The sequence below is a fragment of the Streptomyces sp. SM11 genome (genome assembly GCF_002910905.1).
Classification (GTDB): Bacteria; Actinomycetota; Actinomycetes; order Streptomycetales; family Streptomycetaceae; genus Streptomyces.
Genome location: NZ_NEUE01000246.1, coordinates 29,567 through 48,592 on the forward strand (window position 1 = coordinate 29,567; position 19,026 = coordinate 48,592).

Sequence of the window (19,026 nt, forward strand, 5' to 3'; positions counted from 1 at the left end):
GTGGACCGAAGGTCCGTTCGTTGTGCCCTGCACCTGAAGCGGGACAACCCGATCGTCGACGACCACCGGGTACACGGGGTGCGCACCCTGCCGGGTGTCACCTTCCTCGACATCGTCTACCGGCTGCTCGCTTCGCGCGAAGTGGACTTGAACAGCACTGAGTTGAGCGACGTACTGTTCGTCGAACCGGTGGTGACCACGGACTCCTCCGACCGTGAGATCGCCGTCGACATCACACCCGACGGCGACGTCTTCCAGGTGACGGCGACCAGCCGCCGGATCCGGGACGGCGCTCCCGCTCCCGCCGACGACGTCGTGACGACCCATCTCCGGGCCACGCTGCGCACCGGTCTGCCCCCGCTCGCCGCGGCTACCGCCGCCCCGGCGTCGGGCACCTCGCACGACGTCGGCGAGGTCTATGCCACCGGCCGGTCGGCCGGCATCGAGCACCGGGCGTTCATGCGCTGCGAGGGCACCCTGCTGGCGACTGCGGACCGGGTGCACGCCGAGATCGCGCTCGGCCACGAGGCGCGCACCACGGTGGGCGACTTTCTGCTGCATCCTGCGCTGCTCGACGGCTCGACCATGCAGTCGTACGCACTCGTCTTCGATGGGGCGGACGCGGACGGCCGCCCCATCATCCCCCTGCACATCGGATCCTTCCGCGCGGCCCGCACCCTCGGGGACGCCTGCACCGTCGACCTGCGTCGGCACCCGGCAGGCGCCGGCGCAGGGGGCGATGTCGTGAAGGCCGACATAGAACTCCGCGACACCTCCGGGGTGCTGGCCGCCACCTTCACGGACCTGACCTTCAAACGTGTCCGCTCCGCGGCGGCGATCACCCGGCTCACCGATGAGCGGACCGGCGGGCAGAGTGCGGAGCGGGCCGGTGGGCGTTTCGGCGACGCTGTGCACACCTCCGTCCAGGCCGCCCCGACGCCCCTGCGGGACGCAGCGGATCCGGGTGTCGCGGCCGACGGGCCGGAGGACATCCGGGCGGAGGTGGCAGAGCTCGTGCGCCGGGCGACTGCCGACCCCGCACTGGCGGTGGAGGGCGACCGGGGCTTCTATGAACTCGGGCTGGAATCCTCCCAACTCCTAACCCTGGTAAGGCTGTTCGAGGGGCGATGGGGCATCTCGCTCTATCCGACCCTGCTGTTCGAGTACCCGACCGTCGACGCCGTCGCGGCCCATCTGGCCGGGCTGCTGCCGGCCGGCCGCCCCGCCGCAGCCGCGCCGGTGCACATCCCTGCGGTCCCCGCCCGCACCCACTGCCTGACGGGACTGTGGCAGCCGGCTCCCCGCCCTCTCGTGCCGACCGCGCCCCCAGTCGCGCCCGCTCCCCTGATAGTCATCGGCGGCCTGCGCGTACGGCCCGACCAGATCACCGTCCGGCGCGGCCCCGCCTTCCGCCGGATCGACCACCGCACCTACGAACTCCGGCCGTACGAGACCGAGGACCTGAGGCTCCTCCTCGCCGACACGTGGGCCCTGGGCACACCCCCGCGGGTGGTCCTGCATGCCGCGGAGCAGGACGGCGACCTCCCCGAGGCCGTACGGTCCGCCTGCTGCGAGGTCCTCGCCCTGGCCCAGGCCCTGACCGACCGGCCGGCCCCCGTGGTGTACGCCGGCTCGGCCCCGGTCGCCGCCGCCGTGGCCGGACTGGCCCGCACCGTCCGCCTGGAACAGCCTCGCCTCACGATCACCGCCGTCGAGTGTGAGGGCCCCGTCGATCCGGATGCCCTGCTCGCCGAGTTCGCGGACCTGACGGAGCCCTGGGTGCGGCACGCCCCCGGCGGCCGTAACGTCCGCCGCTACCGTGATGCCGACCTCGCTGCCACCACCACCGTCCGGCCCGGCGGTGTCTACCTGATCACCGGCGGGGCGGGCGGTATCGGCAGGGAACTCGCCGCCATGCTGACCGGGCGCGGTGCCACGGCGGTCCTTGTCGGGCGCACCCCGCGCCCCCAGGCGCAGGAGAGTACGGACAGCCCGTACGTATGCGCCGACGTGACGGTCCCCTCCGAGGTGGACGCGCTCGTCACCGGCATCCTCGGACGGCACGGCCGGCTGGACGGTGTCGTCCACGCGGCCGGTGTGCTGCGGGATGGCCTGTTCACCACCAAGACTGCCACGGACCTCGCGGCGGTCCTCGCGCCCAAGGTGCGAGGAGCCGTGCTGCTCGACGGGGCGACCCGCCATCTGGACCTCGACTTCTTCGCCGTGTTCTCTTCGGTGACCGGCGTCGCGGGCAACGCGGGGCAGAGTGACTACGCCGCCGCCAATGCCTTCCTGGACGCCTACGCCCGCGAACGCGGATTCACCTCTTTCGCCTGGCCGTTGTGGGCCGACGGCGGAATGCGTACGGACGCCGCCGCCGAAGCCCTGTTCAGCAGGCAGGGCCAGGCCTCCCTGCCGACCGCGGCGGGCCTGGGCGTGTTCGAGCAGGCCCTCGGTCTGTCCGGCACCGAACTTGTCGTGCTCCACGGCGAACCGGAGCGGGCCCGTGAAGCCCTGGGTCTGGCCGCGGCCGACAGCGCTGCCGAGGACAGCCCCGCCCCGGAGTTGCCTGGTTCCGTCACCGAGCCCTCCGCCTCCGGCACCCAGCCCTCCACTGTCGTCACCGAGCCCCGTCCTGCCCAGGAGCCCGGCACGCCGGAGACGCGCGACGGGGACATCGCGGTGATTGGCGTCGCCGGCCGCTATCCCATGGCCGAGGACCTCGACCGCTTCTGGGCCAACCTCAGGGACGGTCGGGACTGCGTCACCGAGATCCCGGCTGACCGGTGGGGCTCGGACGGCTTCTACCGGCCCGGCCGCACGCCCGGCCACTCGTACAGCAAGTGGGGCGGATTCCTGGAGGGCATCGACGAGTTCGACCCCGGCTTCTTCCGGATCACCCCTCGTGAGGCTGCCGGGATGGACCCGCAGGAGCGGCTGTTCCTCCAGTCCTCCTGGCACGCGCTGGAAGCCGCCGGCCTGACCCGCGCCGACGTGGCCGGGCGTGCGGTGGGCGTCTTCGCCGGAGTGATGTTTAACCACTACCAGATGCTGGGCCTGGGAGCCGAGGACCGGCTGCCGGTACTGCCCACGTCCTTCTCCTCCGCGGTGGCCAACCGCGTATCCTACTTCCTTGACCTGCGCGGCCCCAGCCTGGCTCTGGACACGATGTGCTCCTCGTCCCTGACCGCGCTGCACCTCGCCTGCGAGAGCCTGCGGTCGGGCGACAGCGAACTGGCGCTCGCCGGCGGAGTGAACCTCATCATCCACCCGTACAAGTACCTGCACCTGAGCCAGGTCGGCTTCGTCTCCTCCGACGGCCGCTGCCGCGCCTTCGGCGCGGACGGGGACGGCTACGTACCGGGCGAGGGCGTCGGTGTTGTCGTGCTCAAGCCGCTCGCCCGCGCGCTGGAGGACGGCGACCGGGTCCTCGCGGTGATCAAGGGCAGCGCCGTCAACCATGGCGGGCGCGCGGGGGGCTTCTTCGTGCCGAACCCCACTGCGCAGGCCGACGTGGTGCGCCGGGCCCTGCACAGGGCGGACGTGGACCCGGCCTCCGTGGGCTACATCGAGGCACACGGTACGGGCACCTCCCTCGGCGATCCCATCGAGATCACCGCGCTCTCCCAGGCATACGGCGCCGCGAGCGGTCGGCTCGGATCGGTGAAGTCCGGCATCGGTCACCTGGAGTCGGCCGCCGGCATCGCCGGGCTGACGAAGGTCCTCCTCCAGCTGCGCCACCGCACCCTGGCCCCCTCCCTGCACGCCGACCCGGCCAGCCCGAGCATCGACTGGGATGCCACCGGCTTGCGGGTGCAGCGCGAGAGCGCACCGTGGCCCGCCCCCGCCGACGGTGTGCCTCGCCGCGCCGGGATCAGTGCCTTCGGTGCAGGGGGGGCCAACGCCCACGTCATCGTGGAGGAGTTCCAGCAGCTGCCCCCGGCGGCCGGGGGCGTGCCCGTCGCAGGACCGCAGGTGGTGCTGCTCTCCGCCCGCACCCCGCAGGCGCTGCGCGAACTGGCAGGGAGATATGCGGAGCCGACGACGGCCGGAGGGCTCGCCGAAGTGGCCGCCGGGGTCGACGTAACTATCGGGGTCGACTTGGTTGGCGCGGCGGACGTGGCCGAGGCGGCCGGTCTCGCCGACGCCGATCCGCAGGCCGAGTTCGACGAACTCGGCCTGGACGTGACCGACCTGCGCAGGCTCACCCGTGTCCTCGCCGAGCGCTTCCCCGGCCGGGCCCCGCACGTCGACGCCCGCTCGACCCTCACGGCTCTCGCCGAGGCGATCTCGGCCGGCGCCGCAACAGGCATCGCATCGGGCGCCGCACAAGGTGCCGTACCGGGAATCACGCCGGACGTCGCCTCAGACATCGCCCCGGGCGCCGCGCTGGCCGACATTGCGTACACGACGCAGATCGGCCGGGAGCCGCTGGAGGAGCGGCTCGCCGTGGTCGCCTCCGACGTGGTCGAACTCCGCAGCGCACTGCGCGCCTTCCTGGCCGGCTCGGAGGCCGCCGCCCTCCACCGGGGCACCGTCGCCGGGCAGCGCCGCCCCGCTGCCTTCCCGCTCCCCGCCGACCCTCACGCCTGGGCCCGTAGCTGGGCTGCGGGCGGTGCGCCCGACTGGCGTGCGCTGCACAAGGAGCGGCAGCCGCGCAAGGTGGAGCTGCCGCAGTACCCGTTCGCCCGCGTGCGCTGCTGGATCGACGTGGAGCCCCCAGGGCGGGCCCCGCACACCGCCGCCACGGTACCGGTGCGGACCCCGGCAGAGGCCCTTGAACCGCTGGTGGAGACGGGCGTGGAAACCCTGGCAGCTTCTGCGCAGCCGGCGCAAACCCTGGTGGAAGCTGTGGCAGAGGCCCCGGCAGAGTCGCTCCCGCTGGACGTCCCCACCTGGGAGGCCACCCCGGAGCCCGTCCCTGCGCAGGTTCCGGACGGCCCCGTCGTGGTGCTCCACGCCTCCGCCCGTGCCGAGCTGGCCCGTGAACTGGCCGCCCGTCACCCGGGCGCCCTCCTCGTCGAACTGGGCATGCCCGTCCAGGTGACACCGCGCCTGGTCCTCGTCCTGACCGGCCCCACCGGCACCGCGGGGAACGAGGCGGAGCGGGTGGCGCGTGCCGAGGAGACGGGTGTCAGGGCCCTAGCCCCGTACGCCCGTGCCTGGTCCCGCGTCCCCACCCTCGACTGGGTGATCGCCACCATCGGCGCCGCCGCCCCGCCCGGCCGCCGGATCAGCGACCCCTACACCGCCGGGATCACGGGCTTCGCCCGGGTCATGGAGAACGAGCACAAGGGCTGGTCGGCCGCCTGCGTCGACCTCGACCCCGCCCACATGTCCGCCAGCCTCCTGGCGCCTGCGCCCCGCGGCACCCGCGTCGCCTACACCGGAACCGTCCGCCACGTCCAGGCCCTGCGGCCCGCCCCGGCCTCCGACGGCCCCGTCCCCCTCCGCAGGGGCGGCACCTACGTGATCGTCGGAGGAGTACAGGGCATCGGCCGGGCCATCGCCCGTCGGCTCGTCGCGGACTGGGACGCGCAGGTGGTGCTCGTCGGCCGCCGCGAGCTGTCCGACCCCGACCTCGGGGAGCGGATCCGTTACGCCCGCGCGGACGCCACCGACCCACGCCGGCTGGCAGCGGTCCTCGACGAGGCGGGCATGGTGCACGGCGTCGTCCACGCAGCGCTGGTGCGCCGCGACCGGCTGGTCCGCGACCTCACCGACGCGGACCTCGCGCAGAGCCTCGCCGCCAAGTCCGGCGTCGCCGCCGCCCTGGTGGACGCGCTGCGCGGACGGAACCCGGACTTCCTGGTGTTCTTCTCCTCCGCCCAATCCTTCCTCGGCGACCCGGGCCTGGCCAACTACGCGGCAGGCTCGACCTTCCTCGACGCCTACGCCCATGCCCTCGACGTCCAGCTGCCCCATCCGGTGCGCGCCGTCGACTGGGGCTTCTGGGGCACCGTCGGGGCGGTGGCCGACGACAGCCACCGGGACCGCCTCACCGCGGCCGGTTTCCGGTCCATCACCCCCCGGGCGGGCTTCGCCGCACTCGTCGGGGCATTGCGGCGGACGGCTCCTCAGAGCGTGGTCGTACCCGGCACCGCGGCCCTGCGCGAGCGCATGGGAGCCCCCAGGAAAACGGAGAGCACCGACGTGACGCCCACCAGCGACCGGCCCACCGTCGCCGACCTGCGCGTGGTGGAGGGTTTCCGTGCGCTCGACCAGCAGATGACCCGCATCGCGGGCGGAGCGCTGCTCGCCCTCCTGGAGGAGCTGGGCACCTGGCACGGCCCCGACCCCGATGCCGCCGAGGTGCTGCGCAGAGTGGGCGTCGTCCCCCGGTACGAGCGGCTGCTGCACACCTTGCTCGACGCGCTCGTGGACCAGGGTCTGCTCACGACCCACGACGGACGCCTGCGTCCCGCCCTGGACGCCCTGGCCGCGGCCCGTGCGGGCGGACACCTTGGGCGGCTCGCCGCCCTCGCCGAAGCGCAGCCCGAGTCCGCCGTGTTCGTCCAGCTCCTGGCGCTGTGCCTGGAGCGCTACCCGGAGCTTCTCCGGGGCGAGCTCCTCGCCACCGACCTCCTCTTCCCTTCCTCCGGCACCTCACTGATGGAACGCGTCTACCGCGCCAATCCCATCAGCGACTTCTACAACGACCTCCTCACCCGACGGCTCGTCAGCCACGTCGAGCAACGGCTCGCCGAGCTGCCGGACACCGCTGCCGTCCGGATCCTGGAAGTCGGCTCCGGCACCGGAGGGACGTCCGCCGGGCTCCTGCGCGCGCTTGCCCCGTACGGGGAGCGGATCGAGTACTGGTACACCGACCTGTCGGTCACCTTCCTCGCCCATGGCCGCGAGGAATTCGGCGGACAGTACCCCTTCCTGCGCTTCAAGCGCCTCGATCTGGACACCGACCCCGTCGGCCAGGGCTTCGGCGAGGGCAGCTTCGACCTCGCGGTCGGCGCCAACGTCCTGCACGCCACCTCGGACATCGGCCGTGCCTTGCGCCACCTGAGGCGCACCCTGCGCCCCGGGGGCGAGCTGCTGCTCAACGAACTGACGACGGTCACTTTCTCCGGCACGCTCACCTACGGGCTGTTCGACGGCTGGTGGGCCCACGGCGACACCGCTCTGCGGCTGCCCGGCTCCCCGCTGCTGGACGTGCCCGGCTGGAGCGGGGTGCTCGGCGACGCTGGGTACGACGCCGTGTCCGCGGCGCCGGACTCCAACCTGACCACCCGCAACCTCCAGCACGTCCTGGTCGCCAGGGCAGCGGTCGGCGCGACGGACACGCGGGCCTCCGGGGCCGCCTTCTGCGACCTGCTGCTGGACCTGACCTCGGACGCCTCGGGCATCCCGGTCGACGAGCTCGACCTCGACCGACAGATCGGTGACTACGGCTTCGACTCTGTCAGCTACAACCTGCTCGCCAGCCGGCTGAACGAGGCCTTCGACCTGGACGTGACGGCGGCGCTGTTCTACGAGACCCCCACGCTGCGAGCCCTCGCCGACCGGCTCGAACGCGACTACCGCGAGCCGGTGACCGCCACCGGCACCGTTCCGGAAGCGCCTGCCGTGTCCACCGCCCGTACCGCTGCCGCTGCCCCGACCCCCGACCCGGTCCCGGCTGCCCCGGCGGAGGACCTGCCTGCCCCGCGCCCCGGCGACGCCGAGGCGATCGCCGTCGTCGGCATGAGCGGACGGATGCCGGGCAGCGCCGACCTGTACGAGTTCTGGGACCACTTGGTGGCGGGTGACGACCTGGTCACCGACGTGCCCGCAAACCGGTGGGGCCGGCACGCGGTCCCGGAAGGCGTCCACGCCGACCGCGGCGGCTTCGTCCACGACGTCGACCGCTTCGACCCCCTCTTCTTCGGCATCTCTCCGCACGAGGCTGAAGGCATGGACCCTCAACAGCGGCTGGTGCTGGAAGGAGTCTGGACGGCGCTCGAGGACGCCGGGATCGCACCGGGCGGCCTCGCCGGATCTGACGTCGGATTGTTCATCGGGGCGGGATCGAGCGACTACGAAAAGGTCCGCGAAGCCGCCGGCCTGCAGGTCGACGCACATGCCGCCACCGCCACCACGCACTCCATCCTGGTCAACCGGGTCTCCTACCAGCTCGACCTGCACGGACCGAGCGAACCGGTCAACACCGGCTGCTCCAGCTCCCTCGTAGCCATCCACCGGGCCGCCGAGTCCATCCGCTCAGGCGAGTGCGACATCGCCGTGGCCGGCGGAGTCAACCTGGTCCTGTCACCGCACAATCACGTCCTCCTCAGCGCCACGGGAATGCTGAGCCCGACCGGACGCTGCCACACCTTCGACACGCGGGCGGACGGCTTCGTACGGGGCGAGGGTTACGGCCTCGTGGTCCTGGTCGGTGCGGAGCAGGCCAGGGAGCACCGGGTCAGGGCCTGGCTGCGCGGCACCGCCGTCAACCACGGGGGCCGGGCCCGGTCACTGACCGCGCCCAACCCGGCCGCGCAGGCGGCGATGATCGTACAAGCTCACGAATGCGCCGGAACCGACCCCGCCACCCTCGGCTACCTGGAAACCCACGGCACCGGCACCGAACTCGGCGACCCGGTGGAGATCAACGGCCTGCGGCTGGCCTTCGACGAGCTGCGCAGCCGTCGCGGCACACCCCCACAGACCGAGCCGCACTGCGCCCTCGGCGCGGTCAAGGCGAACATCGGCCACTTGGAGTCCGCCGCAGGCGCCGCCGGAGTGATCAAGGTGCTCCTGGCGATGGAGCACGGGGTGCAGCCCCCCACGGCCGGCCTCCAGGAGCAGAACCCGCATCTGCGCCTCGACGGCAGTGTCTTCGAGCTGCTCCGTTCGGCACGGGCCTGGCCGCTGCCGGCCACCGGGCCGCGCCGCGCGGGCGTCAGTTCCTTCGGCTACGGGGGCGTCAACGCCCACGTGGTCCTGGAGGAGAGCGTCACCGGGCCCGAGGTGCGGCGGGCGCACGGCCCGTGGGTGTTCCCGCTGTCCGCCCGTACCCCGCAGGCCCTGCGCCGGTACGCGGCCGCGCTGCTCGAAGCCGTGGAGCGGGCGGACCGGACACCGGAACTCGCCGACGTGGCGCACACCCTCCAGCGCGGCCGCGATGCCATGGCCGAACGGCTCGCCGTCACCGCCGCCGACCGAGCCACGCTCACCGCCGCGCTGAGGGCCGCCGCCGAAGGCGCCGACCACCCCGCGCTGGCCGGGCCAGGGGGCTTCGCGGACGCCGACCGCTGGGTGGTCGGCGAAACGGTCCACTGGCGGGCGGGCGGGATCTCGATCCCGCTGCCCACCTACCCGTTCGAACGCCGCCGTTGCTGGGTCGGCACCGACGGCGCCCGCGGTCAGGTGCCGGCCGCCGGCGCTGGAACGACGGCCCCCATCGGCGCCTCCCTCACTGCCGGCGCCGATGCCTCCAGCGGTGCCCCCGTGGGTGCTTACGCGCCGCGCCTGCTGCCCGTCGCGGACATGGCACTGCGCGGGCACGTCTCCGGCCCCGTCTGGGTGATCGGCCCTGTCGAGCTGCGGGGGAGCGAGATCCACCGGATCGGTGACGCGCCCCTGGAATCCCTGCCGGCGCCCGTGGCGGTCCACGCCGTGATCGAGGGCGAGCGCGGGGTGCTCGATCTTTTCCGGGCCGTCCACCACCTCCAGGCGCGCCCCGGCGCGGCGGGGGAGCTCGAGCTGACCGTCGTAACCCGCGCCGCGGCCGACCCGGCGTCTGCTGCTGCGCTGGGCCTCGCCCGGTCGCTGCGCCGCGAGTGCGAGCGCTGGCAGGTCGCCACCGTCGACATCGGCGCCGACGACCCGACAGCGGTCCGCGTATCCGTCCCGGGCGACTACTCATTGCGCGACGGCCGCTGGTACCGGGAGGTGCTCCAGCCCCTCGACACGGGAGCCCCGGCCCCGTCCGTACTGCGCGAAGGCGGTACGTACGTGATCGTCGGCGGGACCGGCGACGTCGGTCTGGACGTGGCAGAGCAGCTCGTACGTCGCCACCGGGCCAGGGTCGTCCTCGTCGGGCGCTCCGAGCCGGACGCTGCCAGGTCGGCCAGGATCAGGGCCTTCGACCTCTCGGGAACCCGGGTGGAGGTACACCGGGCCGACGCCTCGGACCCGGACCAACTCCGCACGGTCCTCGACCGGGTGGGCGTCGTCGACGGAGTCCTGCACTCGGTGACCGTGCCGAGCGACCGGTCACTGGCGGCCATGGACGAGGAGTGGTTCCTGCGGGGCATGGCAGCGAAGAGCCGCACCACCCGGGCGCTCGCCGAGGCTCTGGGCGACCGGCAGCTGGACTTCCTGGCGCTGTTCTCCTCGGTCCAGTCCTTTCTCGGCAACCCCGGCCAGGCCGCCTACGCGGCCGGGTGCACCGCCCAGGACGCCATCGGGCGCGCGCTCGCGGCCCGGCTGCCGTATCCCGTACGGGTCGTGAACTGGGGGGCCTGGGCCGGATCCGCGCTCACCGAGCGCCACCTCGGCCGACTGGCCGCGGCAGGGGTCCACCCACTCCCACCGGAGGCGGGATTCGAAGCGCTGAGCCAGGTGCTCGGCCGACAGGAGGTTCAGGTGGCTGTGGTCTCGGGCACGGACGAGTTCCTCGGCGGGATCGGGGTTTCGACGACCGGCGCGGAGGTGGCGCAGCAGGCCCGGGCCGGAGTCGCGGACGGTGGAGCGCCGGAGGCCGCGGCAGGGGCTCCGCCGGCACCCGCGGCGGCGGCCCACCCGGCACCGGGGGCCGGGCCCGTGGTTTCATGGCGGGCGGCAGCGGCGGACGAGATGCTGGCCCTCCTGCGCGAGGTAGTCGGCATCCGGCCCGACGAACTCGCCCCGGACGATCTGCTCAGCCGCTTCGGTTTCGACTCGATCACCTACACGAGGCTGAGCCACCGCATGAACGCGCGCTGGGACCTCGACCTGACCCCGGCGACCTTCTTCGGGGTGGCCACGGCGAACGACCTCATTCACAAGATCCTCCTGCACCACGCGGACGCGCTGGCGGGGTACTGGAGCGCGAAGGCACTGCCCGGGGCAGAGCCGGCCGCACCGACCGTCGCGGCAACCGGGCCCGGCGTCGCGACAGTCGCATCGGCCGCCGGACCAGCCGCCGCACCCGGGTCCGTACACCCGGAGGCTGCGGCAGCCGTTCCCCCGGGCGTCGTCCTTTCCGCCCCCACCGCGGCAGCGGTCTCCCCGGCCGCCGCCGTCCCGGCGCCCGTCACCGGCGAGCCCGTAGCCGTCGCCATAGTGGGCATGGCGGGACTGCTGCCCGGCTCCGACGACGTCGACGATTTCTGGGAGCACCTGACGGCGGGCGACGACCTCGTCGGTGAGATACCCGCCGACCGCTGGGACTGGCGCCGCCTGTACGGGGAGCCGCAGCCCGGTGAGTTCCGCACGACGGCGAAGTGGGGAGGGTTCATGCGCCGGGTGGACCTGTTCGACCCGCAGTTCTTCGGCATCTCGCCCCACGAGGCCGTGGCGATGGACCCGCAGCACCGCCTCGTGCTGGAGGCGGCCTGGACCGCGATCGAGGACGCCGGCATCCGGCCGTCTTCCCTCGCGGGCACCGACACGGGCGTCTACATCGGCAGCAGCACCTACGACTACTTCGAACTCCAGCACGCCCTGGGCGTTCCTCTCGACGGCTACAGCACGGTGGGCAGGGCCCACGCGATCATGTCCAACCGGGTCTCGTACCTGCTGGACCTGCACGGCCCCAGCGAGACCATCGACACGGCCTGTTCCTCCTCGCTCGTCGCCGTCCATCGGGCGGCCGAGGCGATCCGCAGCGGCGACTGCGAGGTCGCGCTCGCGGGCGGTGTGAACGTCATTGCCTCGCCGACGCTGTTCGTGGACATGAGCCAGGCCGAGATGCTCAGCCCGGACGGCCGCTGCCGCACCTTCGACGCGCGAGCCAACGGCATCGTGCGTGCCGAGGGCGTGGGCGTGGTGGTGCTCAAGCGCCTCGACGCGGCGATCGCCGACGGTGACGTCATCCACGCCGTCCTGCGGGGCAGCGCCGTTAACCATGGGGGCCGCACCAACTCGCTGACCGCCCCGAACCCGGACGCGCAGGCCGCCTGCATCGTCAAGGCGCACCGCCGCGCAGGGGTGGACCCGCAGACCGTCACCTACGTCGAGACCCACGGCACGGGTACCGAAATCGGCGACCCCGTCGAGGTCGAGGGCCTGAAGACCGCCTTCGCCGAGCTGTACGCCGATCACGGCACCGCCCCCGGGCAGGCGCACGTGGTGCTGGGCGCGGTGAAGAGCAACACCGGCCACCTGGAGGCGGCGGCGGGCGTCACCGGCCTGATCAAGGCACTGCTGGCGATGCGCCACGGCTCGATCCCCGGCAACATCCACTTGGAGACGCTCAACCCGCACCTGCGGCTCGACGGCAGCCCGCTGCGTCTGCCGGCCGGGAACGAGCCCTGGAGCAGGGTCCGCACGCCCGACGGGGCCGAGGCGCCGCTGCGGGCGGGAGTGAGCTCCTTCGGTCTCGGCGGGGTCAACGCGCACCTGGTGGTGGAGGAGTACCGGCAGGAACCGGTCCTCCAGACGCCGGGAGACCAGCTGTTCGTCCTGTCGGCGAAGACCCCGGAGCGGCTGCACGCCTACGCCGAGCGCCTGGCCCGCTGGGTCGCGGCACACGAGGACGTCGACCCGGCCGCCCTCGGCCACACGCTGCGCACCGGCAGGGACGCCTTCGCCGAGCGGCTCGCGGTCGTCGCCGACTCGCCACGCGTGCTTGTGGCGGTCCTGGAAGCCTGGCAGTCCGACGGCTCCGCCCCTGGCGTGTTCGCCGGGGACGGCAGGGACGCCACCACCGCCCTGCTGCTGGAAGGGCCCGAAGGCAAGCAGTACCTGCGGGCCGTCGTGGACGGCGGCCGACTGGACAAAGTCGCCCGGTTGTGGGCCGGGGGAGCCTCGATCGACTGGGCGGAAGTGTGGCCGGGCACGGCGCCCCGGCGGGTGCCCGCACCGACCTACCCGTTCGCGCGGGAGAGTTACTGGCTGACGCCCGGAGCCCGCTTCGACACCGTCCAGGCCGCTGAGGCGGGCCTGGTCGCCGGAGCGGGAGCGGGGACCGAGCCGGAGGCCGGCGTCGGAGCCGCGCCCGCGTCCTTCGCGGCGGAGACCGCTGCACCTGTCGAGGCCGTCACCCCTGCCGGTGTGGCCGTCCCGCTGCGGCCGGTGACTGCCGGGGCTCCCGCCCGTGGCGACGCTCCCGCCAGTAACGAGGCTCCCGCCGGCGAAGACGCGGAGGGCGCGGTCTGTACGCACGTACGCGCACTGCTGGCGGCCCACTTGGGGATGCGGCCCGACCGACTGCCCCTGGACCGGGCGTTGTCGGACGCCGGGGTGGACTCTCTGGGCCTGCGCAGGCTCGGCCGCCGCCTCGGCGCGGACTACCAGGTGGAGGTGCCGGCCCGGATGTTCGGAGTGGCCCAGACGGTACGGGCGGTGGCCCGTGCCGTGTTCGAGAAGTACGGGCCACTGCCCGAGTCCCAGGAGCGGGCGCCGGACCCGGTGCACGCCATTGCTCAGGCCCAGGACGGTGTGGCCGTCCTGCTGGCCGGACTACGGGCCGGAACCGTCCACGTGGACGACGCGCTGGCCGTACTCGAAGGAAGGGCGGGCCGATGAGCACCGACCTGCGTGAACTGCTGACAGCGATCGCGGCCGGCAAGGTCTCCGAGGAGGTGGCCGAACTACTGGTACGGGGCCTAGTCGATCCCACCGCTCCGGAGCAGGCTCCGGCCGCGGTCTCCGCTGCCCCGGTGGCCGCCGCCCCCCGGCCGCCCTCCGGATCCTACCCGCTCAGTCGTGGTCAAGCCGCGCTGTGGGCCCTGCACGCAGACGATCCGCAGGCAGTCTCCTACAACCTTCCGCTGGGCCTCTGGCTCGGCGAAGGCGTCGAGCCGGACAGGCTCGTCGAGGCGCTGACCGCCACCGTGCGCCGCCACCCCGAACTGAGCGTCTCCGTACGGCTGGCCGCCACCGGACCGGTGCAGCAGGCCACTGGCCGCACCCCCGAGGTGACCCGGCTGGACCTCAGCCATGCAACCGAGGGGGAACTCGCCGCCCGGGTAGGCAACCTGGTGCGCCGCCCGTTCGACCTGGAGCAGGACCCCCTTTACCGGCTGTGGCTCGTCGCCACGCCCGGCGGCGCCACCCTGCTGCTCCTGGTGTTCCACCACCTGATCACCGACGGGGTCTCCAGCCACCTCCTGCTGCGCGACATCGTCGCCTGCCACGACGCGCTCGCTGCGGGCCGCGAGCTGCCGCCCCTCGAACAGGCCGCGTCCTACGCCGAGTTCGTGGACTGGCAGCGGGCCATGTTGGCCGCCCCGGAGACCGAGGAGCACCGGCTCTGGTGGCTCGACCGGCTGGCCGGCGCCTCCACGGCGCCGGTGCTGGAAACCCTTGCCGACCGCCGGCGCGGCGGTCCGGCCTCGCACGCCAGTGGCGAGATGGTGCAGTTGCGGCTCCCGCACTCCACCTGGGCCGCTGTCCAGGACACCGCCCGCAGGGGCGGACTGACCCCGTTCAGCGTCGTGCTCGGCGCGTTCCTCGCGCTGCTGCACCGCCACTCGGGGCACCGGGACCTCAGCGTGATGGTGCCCACCGACGGTCGGCCGTCCCAGCGCTTCGACCGTACCGTCGGCTATCTGATCAATCCGGTGGTCCTGCGCGTGGACTGCGACCCCGACGACAGCTTCGCCGGGCTCATGGCCACCGTCGGCACCCGTATGGCGGAGGCCGAGGAGCACGGCGCCTACCCGTTCGCGTCGGTCGTCGACGACCTGCGCAGGACGACCGGTGCCGAGGCCGGTTTCGACATCGGTTTCTACCTGCAGCAGGGCGTGGGCGGCGACCAAGACATGGCCGACGGGCAGAGCGTCTTCCGCGACGCGCTCGACCTGACCCAGGAGGGCGAGAACGATCTCGTCGTCGAGGTCGTCGTGCGCGACACCGGTGTGCTCCTCTACCTGAAGTACGACCCGGAACTGTTCGACCGTTCCACCGCAGAGCGGCTGGCCGAGCACTACCGGCTGCTGCTGGACGCGGTGACGGCCGACCCCTCCGTCCGCGTCGGGGACCTCGACCCGCTCGCCCCGGCCGAACAGCGTACGGTCGAACGGGCCAACGCCACCCGCACCGAACGGCCGCACGACGTCACGGCCGCCGACCTGGTACTGGCCCGCGCGGGGCGTTCCCCCGGGCGCACCGCCGTCGTCGACGCGGAGGGCACACTCACTTACGCGGAACTCGCCGGACAGGTCCACGCCCTCACCCGGATCCTCGTCGAGCAGGGCGTGCGCCGGGGCGACGTCGTCGGTGTCCTCGTCGGCCGCAGGGCCGCACTCGTCGTGGCCCTGCTCGCGGTCCACGCCGCAGGGGCCGCGTACGTACCCCTCGACCCGGACTTCCCGGCGGCCCGGCTCGCCCACATCACCGCCGACGCGGCGCCGACGGCCGTGATCGTCGACCCACGCCTGGCCGACCGGCTGCCCGGGGAAGCGCCCGGCGCGCGCATCCCGCTGACCGTCCTGGCACCCGAGGAACAGACCGTGGCCCCGGTCGCCCGCCGTGACGGCGACCTCGCGTACGTGCTCTACACCTCCGGGTCCACGGGCCGGCCCAAAGGGGTCGAGATCTGCCACGGCAACCTAGTGAACCTGCTGGCCGCGACGGCCGAGCGGCCCGGTTGCTCCGAAGACGACACCCTGCTGGCCGTCACCACCGCCGGTTTCGACATCTCGGGCCTGGAACTGCTGCTCCCGCTGACCCGTGGCGCCACCGTTCACATTGCGCCCGAGGACGTGGTCCGGGACGGATTCGCGCTGGCCGAGCTGATCGGCGACGCGGGCGCGACGGTCGTCCAGGCCACCCCGGCCACCTGGGAGATGCTGCTCCAGGCGGGCTGGACCGGCCGGGTGCGCAGGCTGCTGTGCGGCGGTGAGGCGCTCAACGCCGAACTCGCGGACCGGCTGCTGGACCGGTGCGACGAGCTGTGGAACATGTACGGACCGACCGAGACGACCATCTGGTCCTCCGCGCAGCGGATCCGACGGGGCGGGCCCGTCACCGTGGGCACCCCGCTCGCCAACACCACCTTCCGCACCGCAGGCCCCGACGGGTCCCCAGTGCCCTTCGGTGCGATCGGCGAACTGCTCATCGGCGGCGACGGAGTCGCCCGCGGCTACCGGGGCAAGCTGGAGCTCACCGAGGAGCGTTTCGTCCGCGACCCGGCGACCGGCGACCGGCTGTACCGTACGGGCGATCTGGCTCGCTGGTCGGCCGACGGCGAGATGACGCTCCTCGGCCGCGCCGACCGGCAGGTGAAGCTGCGCGGCCACCGCATCGAGCTCGGAGAGATCGAGGCAGCACTCCGGCGTGCGGGCGAGGCGGGCGGCGCCGGCGGCATCGGCGACGCCCGGGTGGCCGTACGCGAGGACCTGCCCGGCCTACCGCGCCTGGTGGCGTTCGTGACGGCCGCCGCTGAGGTCGCGGAGGCCGTGGCCGAGCGGGTGAGGGCCTGGCTGCCCGAGTACATGCTCCCCTCCCGCACGGTCGCGCTGGCGCGCTTCCCGTTGACACCCAACGGCAAGGTGGACACCGGCCCGCTCACGGAGCTCCCGATCCAGGAACTCGTACGCCGCTTCGGCCACGAGGACCTTCCCGCGCCGGCTGACGCGAATGCGGCCGACCGCACAGCAGTGGAAGAGGACCGGCGGCTACGGCCCGCCGGACACGGCGAGTGGGCCGCCCGGCTGCGGCAAAGTGCCGCGGAAATCGCCGGGCTGCCGGTGGAGGAGATCCCCCTCGACCGACCGCTGGGCGAGGTGGGGTTCGACTCCATCGGCTTCACCCGCCTCGCGGTGGCGCTTCGCGAACGGTTCGGCGTCACCGTGCGCCCGACCGTCTTCTACGCCAGGCCCGACCTCACCTCGCTCGCCGCCCATCTGAGCATCACCCACCCCGAGACCTTCGCCAGGACCGAACGGAAGCCCGCCGCCCAGGCCGCACCCGCCCCGGGCCGCGCGGCAGCCGCGCCGTCCGGATACCCGCCGGTGGCCATCGTGGGCATCGGCGGACGGCTTCCCTCCTCCGCCGACCTGGAACAGTTCTGGCAGCACCTCGCCGCCGGCCGCGACCTCACTCGCCCGTACCCGATGGAGCGAGGTTTCTCCTCCCTGGTGTTCCCGCAGGGCCTGCGCGGCTCCTTCGTGGAGGACGTGGACGCCTTCGACGCCGGGCTCTTCCGCATCTCGCCCCGCGAGGCGGCGCAGATGGACCCGCAGCAGCGCCTGCTGCTGCACGCCGCGCACGAGGCCGTACTCGACTCGGGCCAGGTCCCCGCGGCGCTCGCCGGCAGCCGGACCGGGGTCTTCGTCGGACTCAGCGGTACGGACTACCTGAGCCTGCTCGGCCCCGGCTCGCCGGAGATGGGCGACCACTTCCTGATCGGCAACGTCCCCTCGATCGCGGCGAACCGCATCTCCTACGTGTTCGACCTGCACGGCCCCAGCTCCGTCTTCGACACCGCCTGCTCCAGCTCGCTCGTCGCCGTGCACCGGGCGGCCCGCGCCCTCCAGCAGGGCGACTGCGAACTGGCCCTGGCCGGCGGGGCGAACCTCCTGCTGTCGCCGCACGGGTTCACCGGTCTGCGCCGCGCCGGGATGCTCAGCCCCGACGGCCGCTGCAAGACCTTCGACGAACGCGCGGACGGCTACGGCAGGGGCGAGGGTGTGGCGCTCCTGGCCCTCAAACTGCTGGACCGGGCCCTCGCCGACGGCGATCCGGTGCACGGCGTCCTGATCGGCTCGGCGGAGAACCACGGGGGGCACACGCACTCGCTCACGGTCCCCAACCCGCAGGCACAGCGCGACGTCGTGCTCGCGGCACACCGGGCGGCAGCCGTGGCGCCCGACACGATCGACTACATCGAGGCGCACGGCACCGGGACCCCGCTCGGCGACCCGATCGAGATCGACGCCCTGAAGGAGGCGTTTGACCGCCTGTACACCGACTGGGGGGTCCCGGTCGTCCCGGGGCGCACCGGCCTCGGATCGGTCAAGACGAACATCGGCCACCTGGAGGCCGCGGCGGGTGTCGCAGGCGTCGTGAAGGTCCTGCTGGCGATGCGTCACCGCACGCTGCCCGGCCTGGTGGACCTGCGGACGCCGAGTCCGATGCTCGACCTCGCTGGCAGTCCGTTCCGGATCCAGGCAGCCGCACAGACATGGGAAACACCTGAGGGGAGGCCGGCACGGGTCGGCGTCAGCTCGTTCGGTATGGGAGGTAGCAACGTGCACGTGGTAGTCGAAGAGGCGGGACAGCGTTGATGAACGGCACCACTGAGGACAGGAACGCCCGGCTGGTCGTACTGTCCGCCGACGGCCCCGAACAGCTCGACGGGTACCGGGCCGAGTTGTCCACCTGGCTGGAGGAGCACCCGTCGGCCTCCCTGGACGGCGTCGCCCACACCCTGCGCGTCGGTCGGGAACCGCTGAGCAACCGGCTCGCCCTGGTCGTGACGAGCACCGCCGAACTGGCCGCGCGGCTGCGTGACGGGGATGGCCTCGTCACCGGCACCGCGCCGGCCGCCGGCTCCGGCGACGCCGGTCCCGTCTCCACCGAGGACCTGGCAGAGGCCGCCCGCCTGTGGGTCGCCGGCCGGGACGTCGCGCTCCCCGAGGCGCCCGGTGACCGGCCGGTGCGGCTCTCGCTGCCCCGCCCCCCGCGGCCGACCAGGCGCTACTGGATCAAGCCCCCGGCCGCCCTGACAACCGCCGATCCGGCACCCGCGGCACCTGTCGCTTCGACACCTCACGCTCCGGCCCCCGCCGCCCCGGCCGCCGGACGCTCCGAACGGCTGCTGACCGGTGAGGAATTCTACCTGCGCGACCATGCCCTGGGCAGCATCCGGATCCTGCCCGCAGTGGCGGCCCTCGAATTCGCGGTGGCCGCCGCCGAGCAGCAGGGCCACGGCCGTGCCAC

General features: G+C 73.3%; 3 protein-coding genes (1 of these 3 running past the window's edge). All 3 read left to right on the forward strand.

What is annotated here, in order from left to right:
• Tightly spaced (each overlapping or abutting the next), the 3 genes in view from B9S58_RS26210 to B9S58_RS26220 form a layout consistent with a single transcriptional unit that may run on beyond the window.
• Entirely contained in the window at positions 1-13,665 is a 13,665-nt protein-coding gene (locus tag B9S58_RS26210; RefSeq protein ID WP_103534502.1) for an SDR family NAD(P)-dependent oxidoreductase, read from the forward strand.
• Complete coding sequence (locus B9S58_RS26215) at positions 13,662-18,371, forward strand: non-ribosomal peptide synthetase (protein WP_103534503.1); 4,710 nt, start codon at positions 13,662-13,664, stop codon at positions 18,369-18,371. Before B9S58_RS26210 ends, B9S58_RS26215 begins: the two co-directional genes overlap by 4 nt.
• On the forward strand, positions 18,371-19,026 hold the 5' end (the start) of the coding sequence (locus tag B9S58_RS26220) for an L-histidine N(alpha)-methyltransferase (protein WP_103534504.1). 19,123 nt of this gene lie beyond the right edge of the window; 656 of the gene's 19,779 nt are visible here — the first part of the coding sequence; it begins with the start codon at positions 18,371-18,373; its stop codon lies off the right edge, out of view. Before B9S58_RS26215 ends, B9S58_RS26220 begins: the two co-directional genes overlap by 1 nt.

Excerpts from the sequence above, each read along its gene's own strand:
- B9S58_RS26215 (WP_103534503.1), top strand. The coding sequence starts at position 13,662 with ATGAGCACCGACCTGCGTGAACTGCTGACAGCGATCGCGGCCGGCAAG.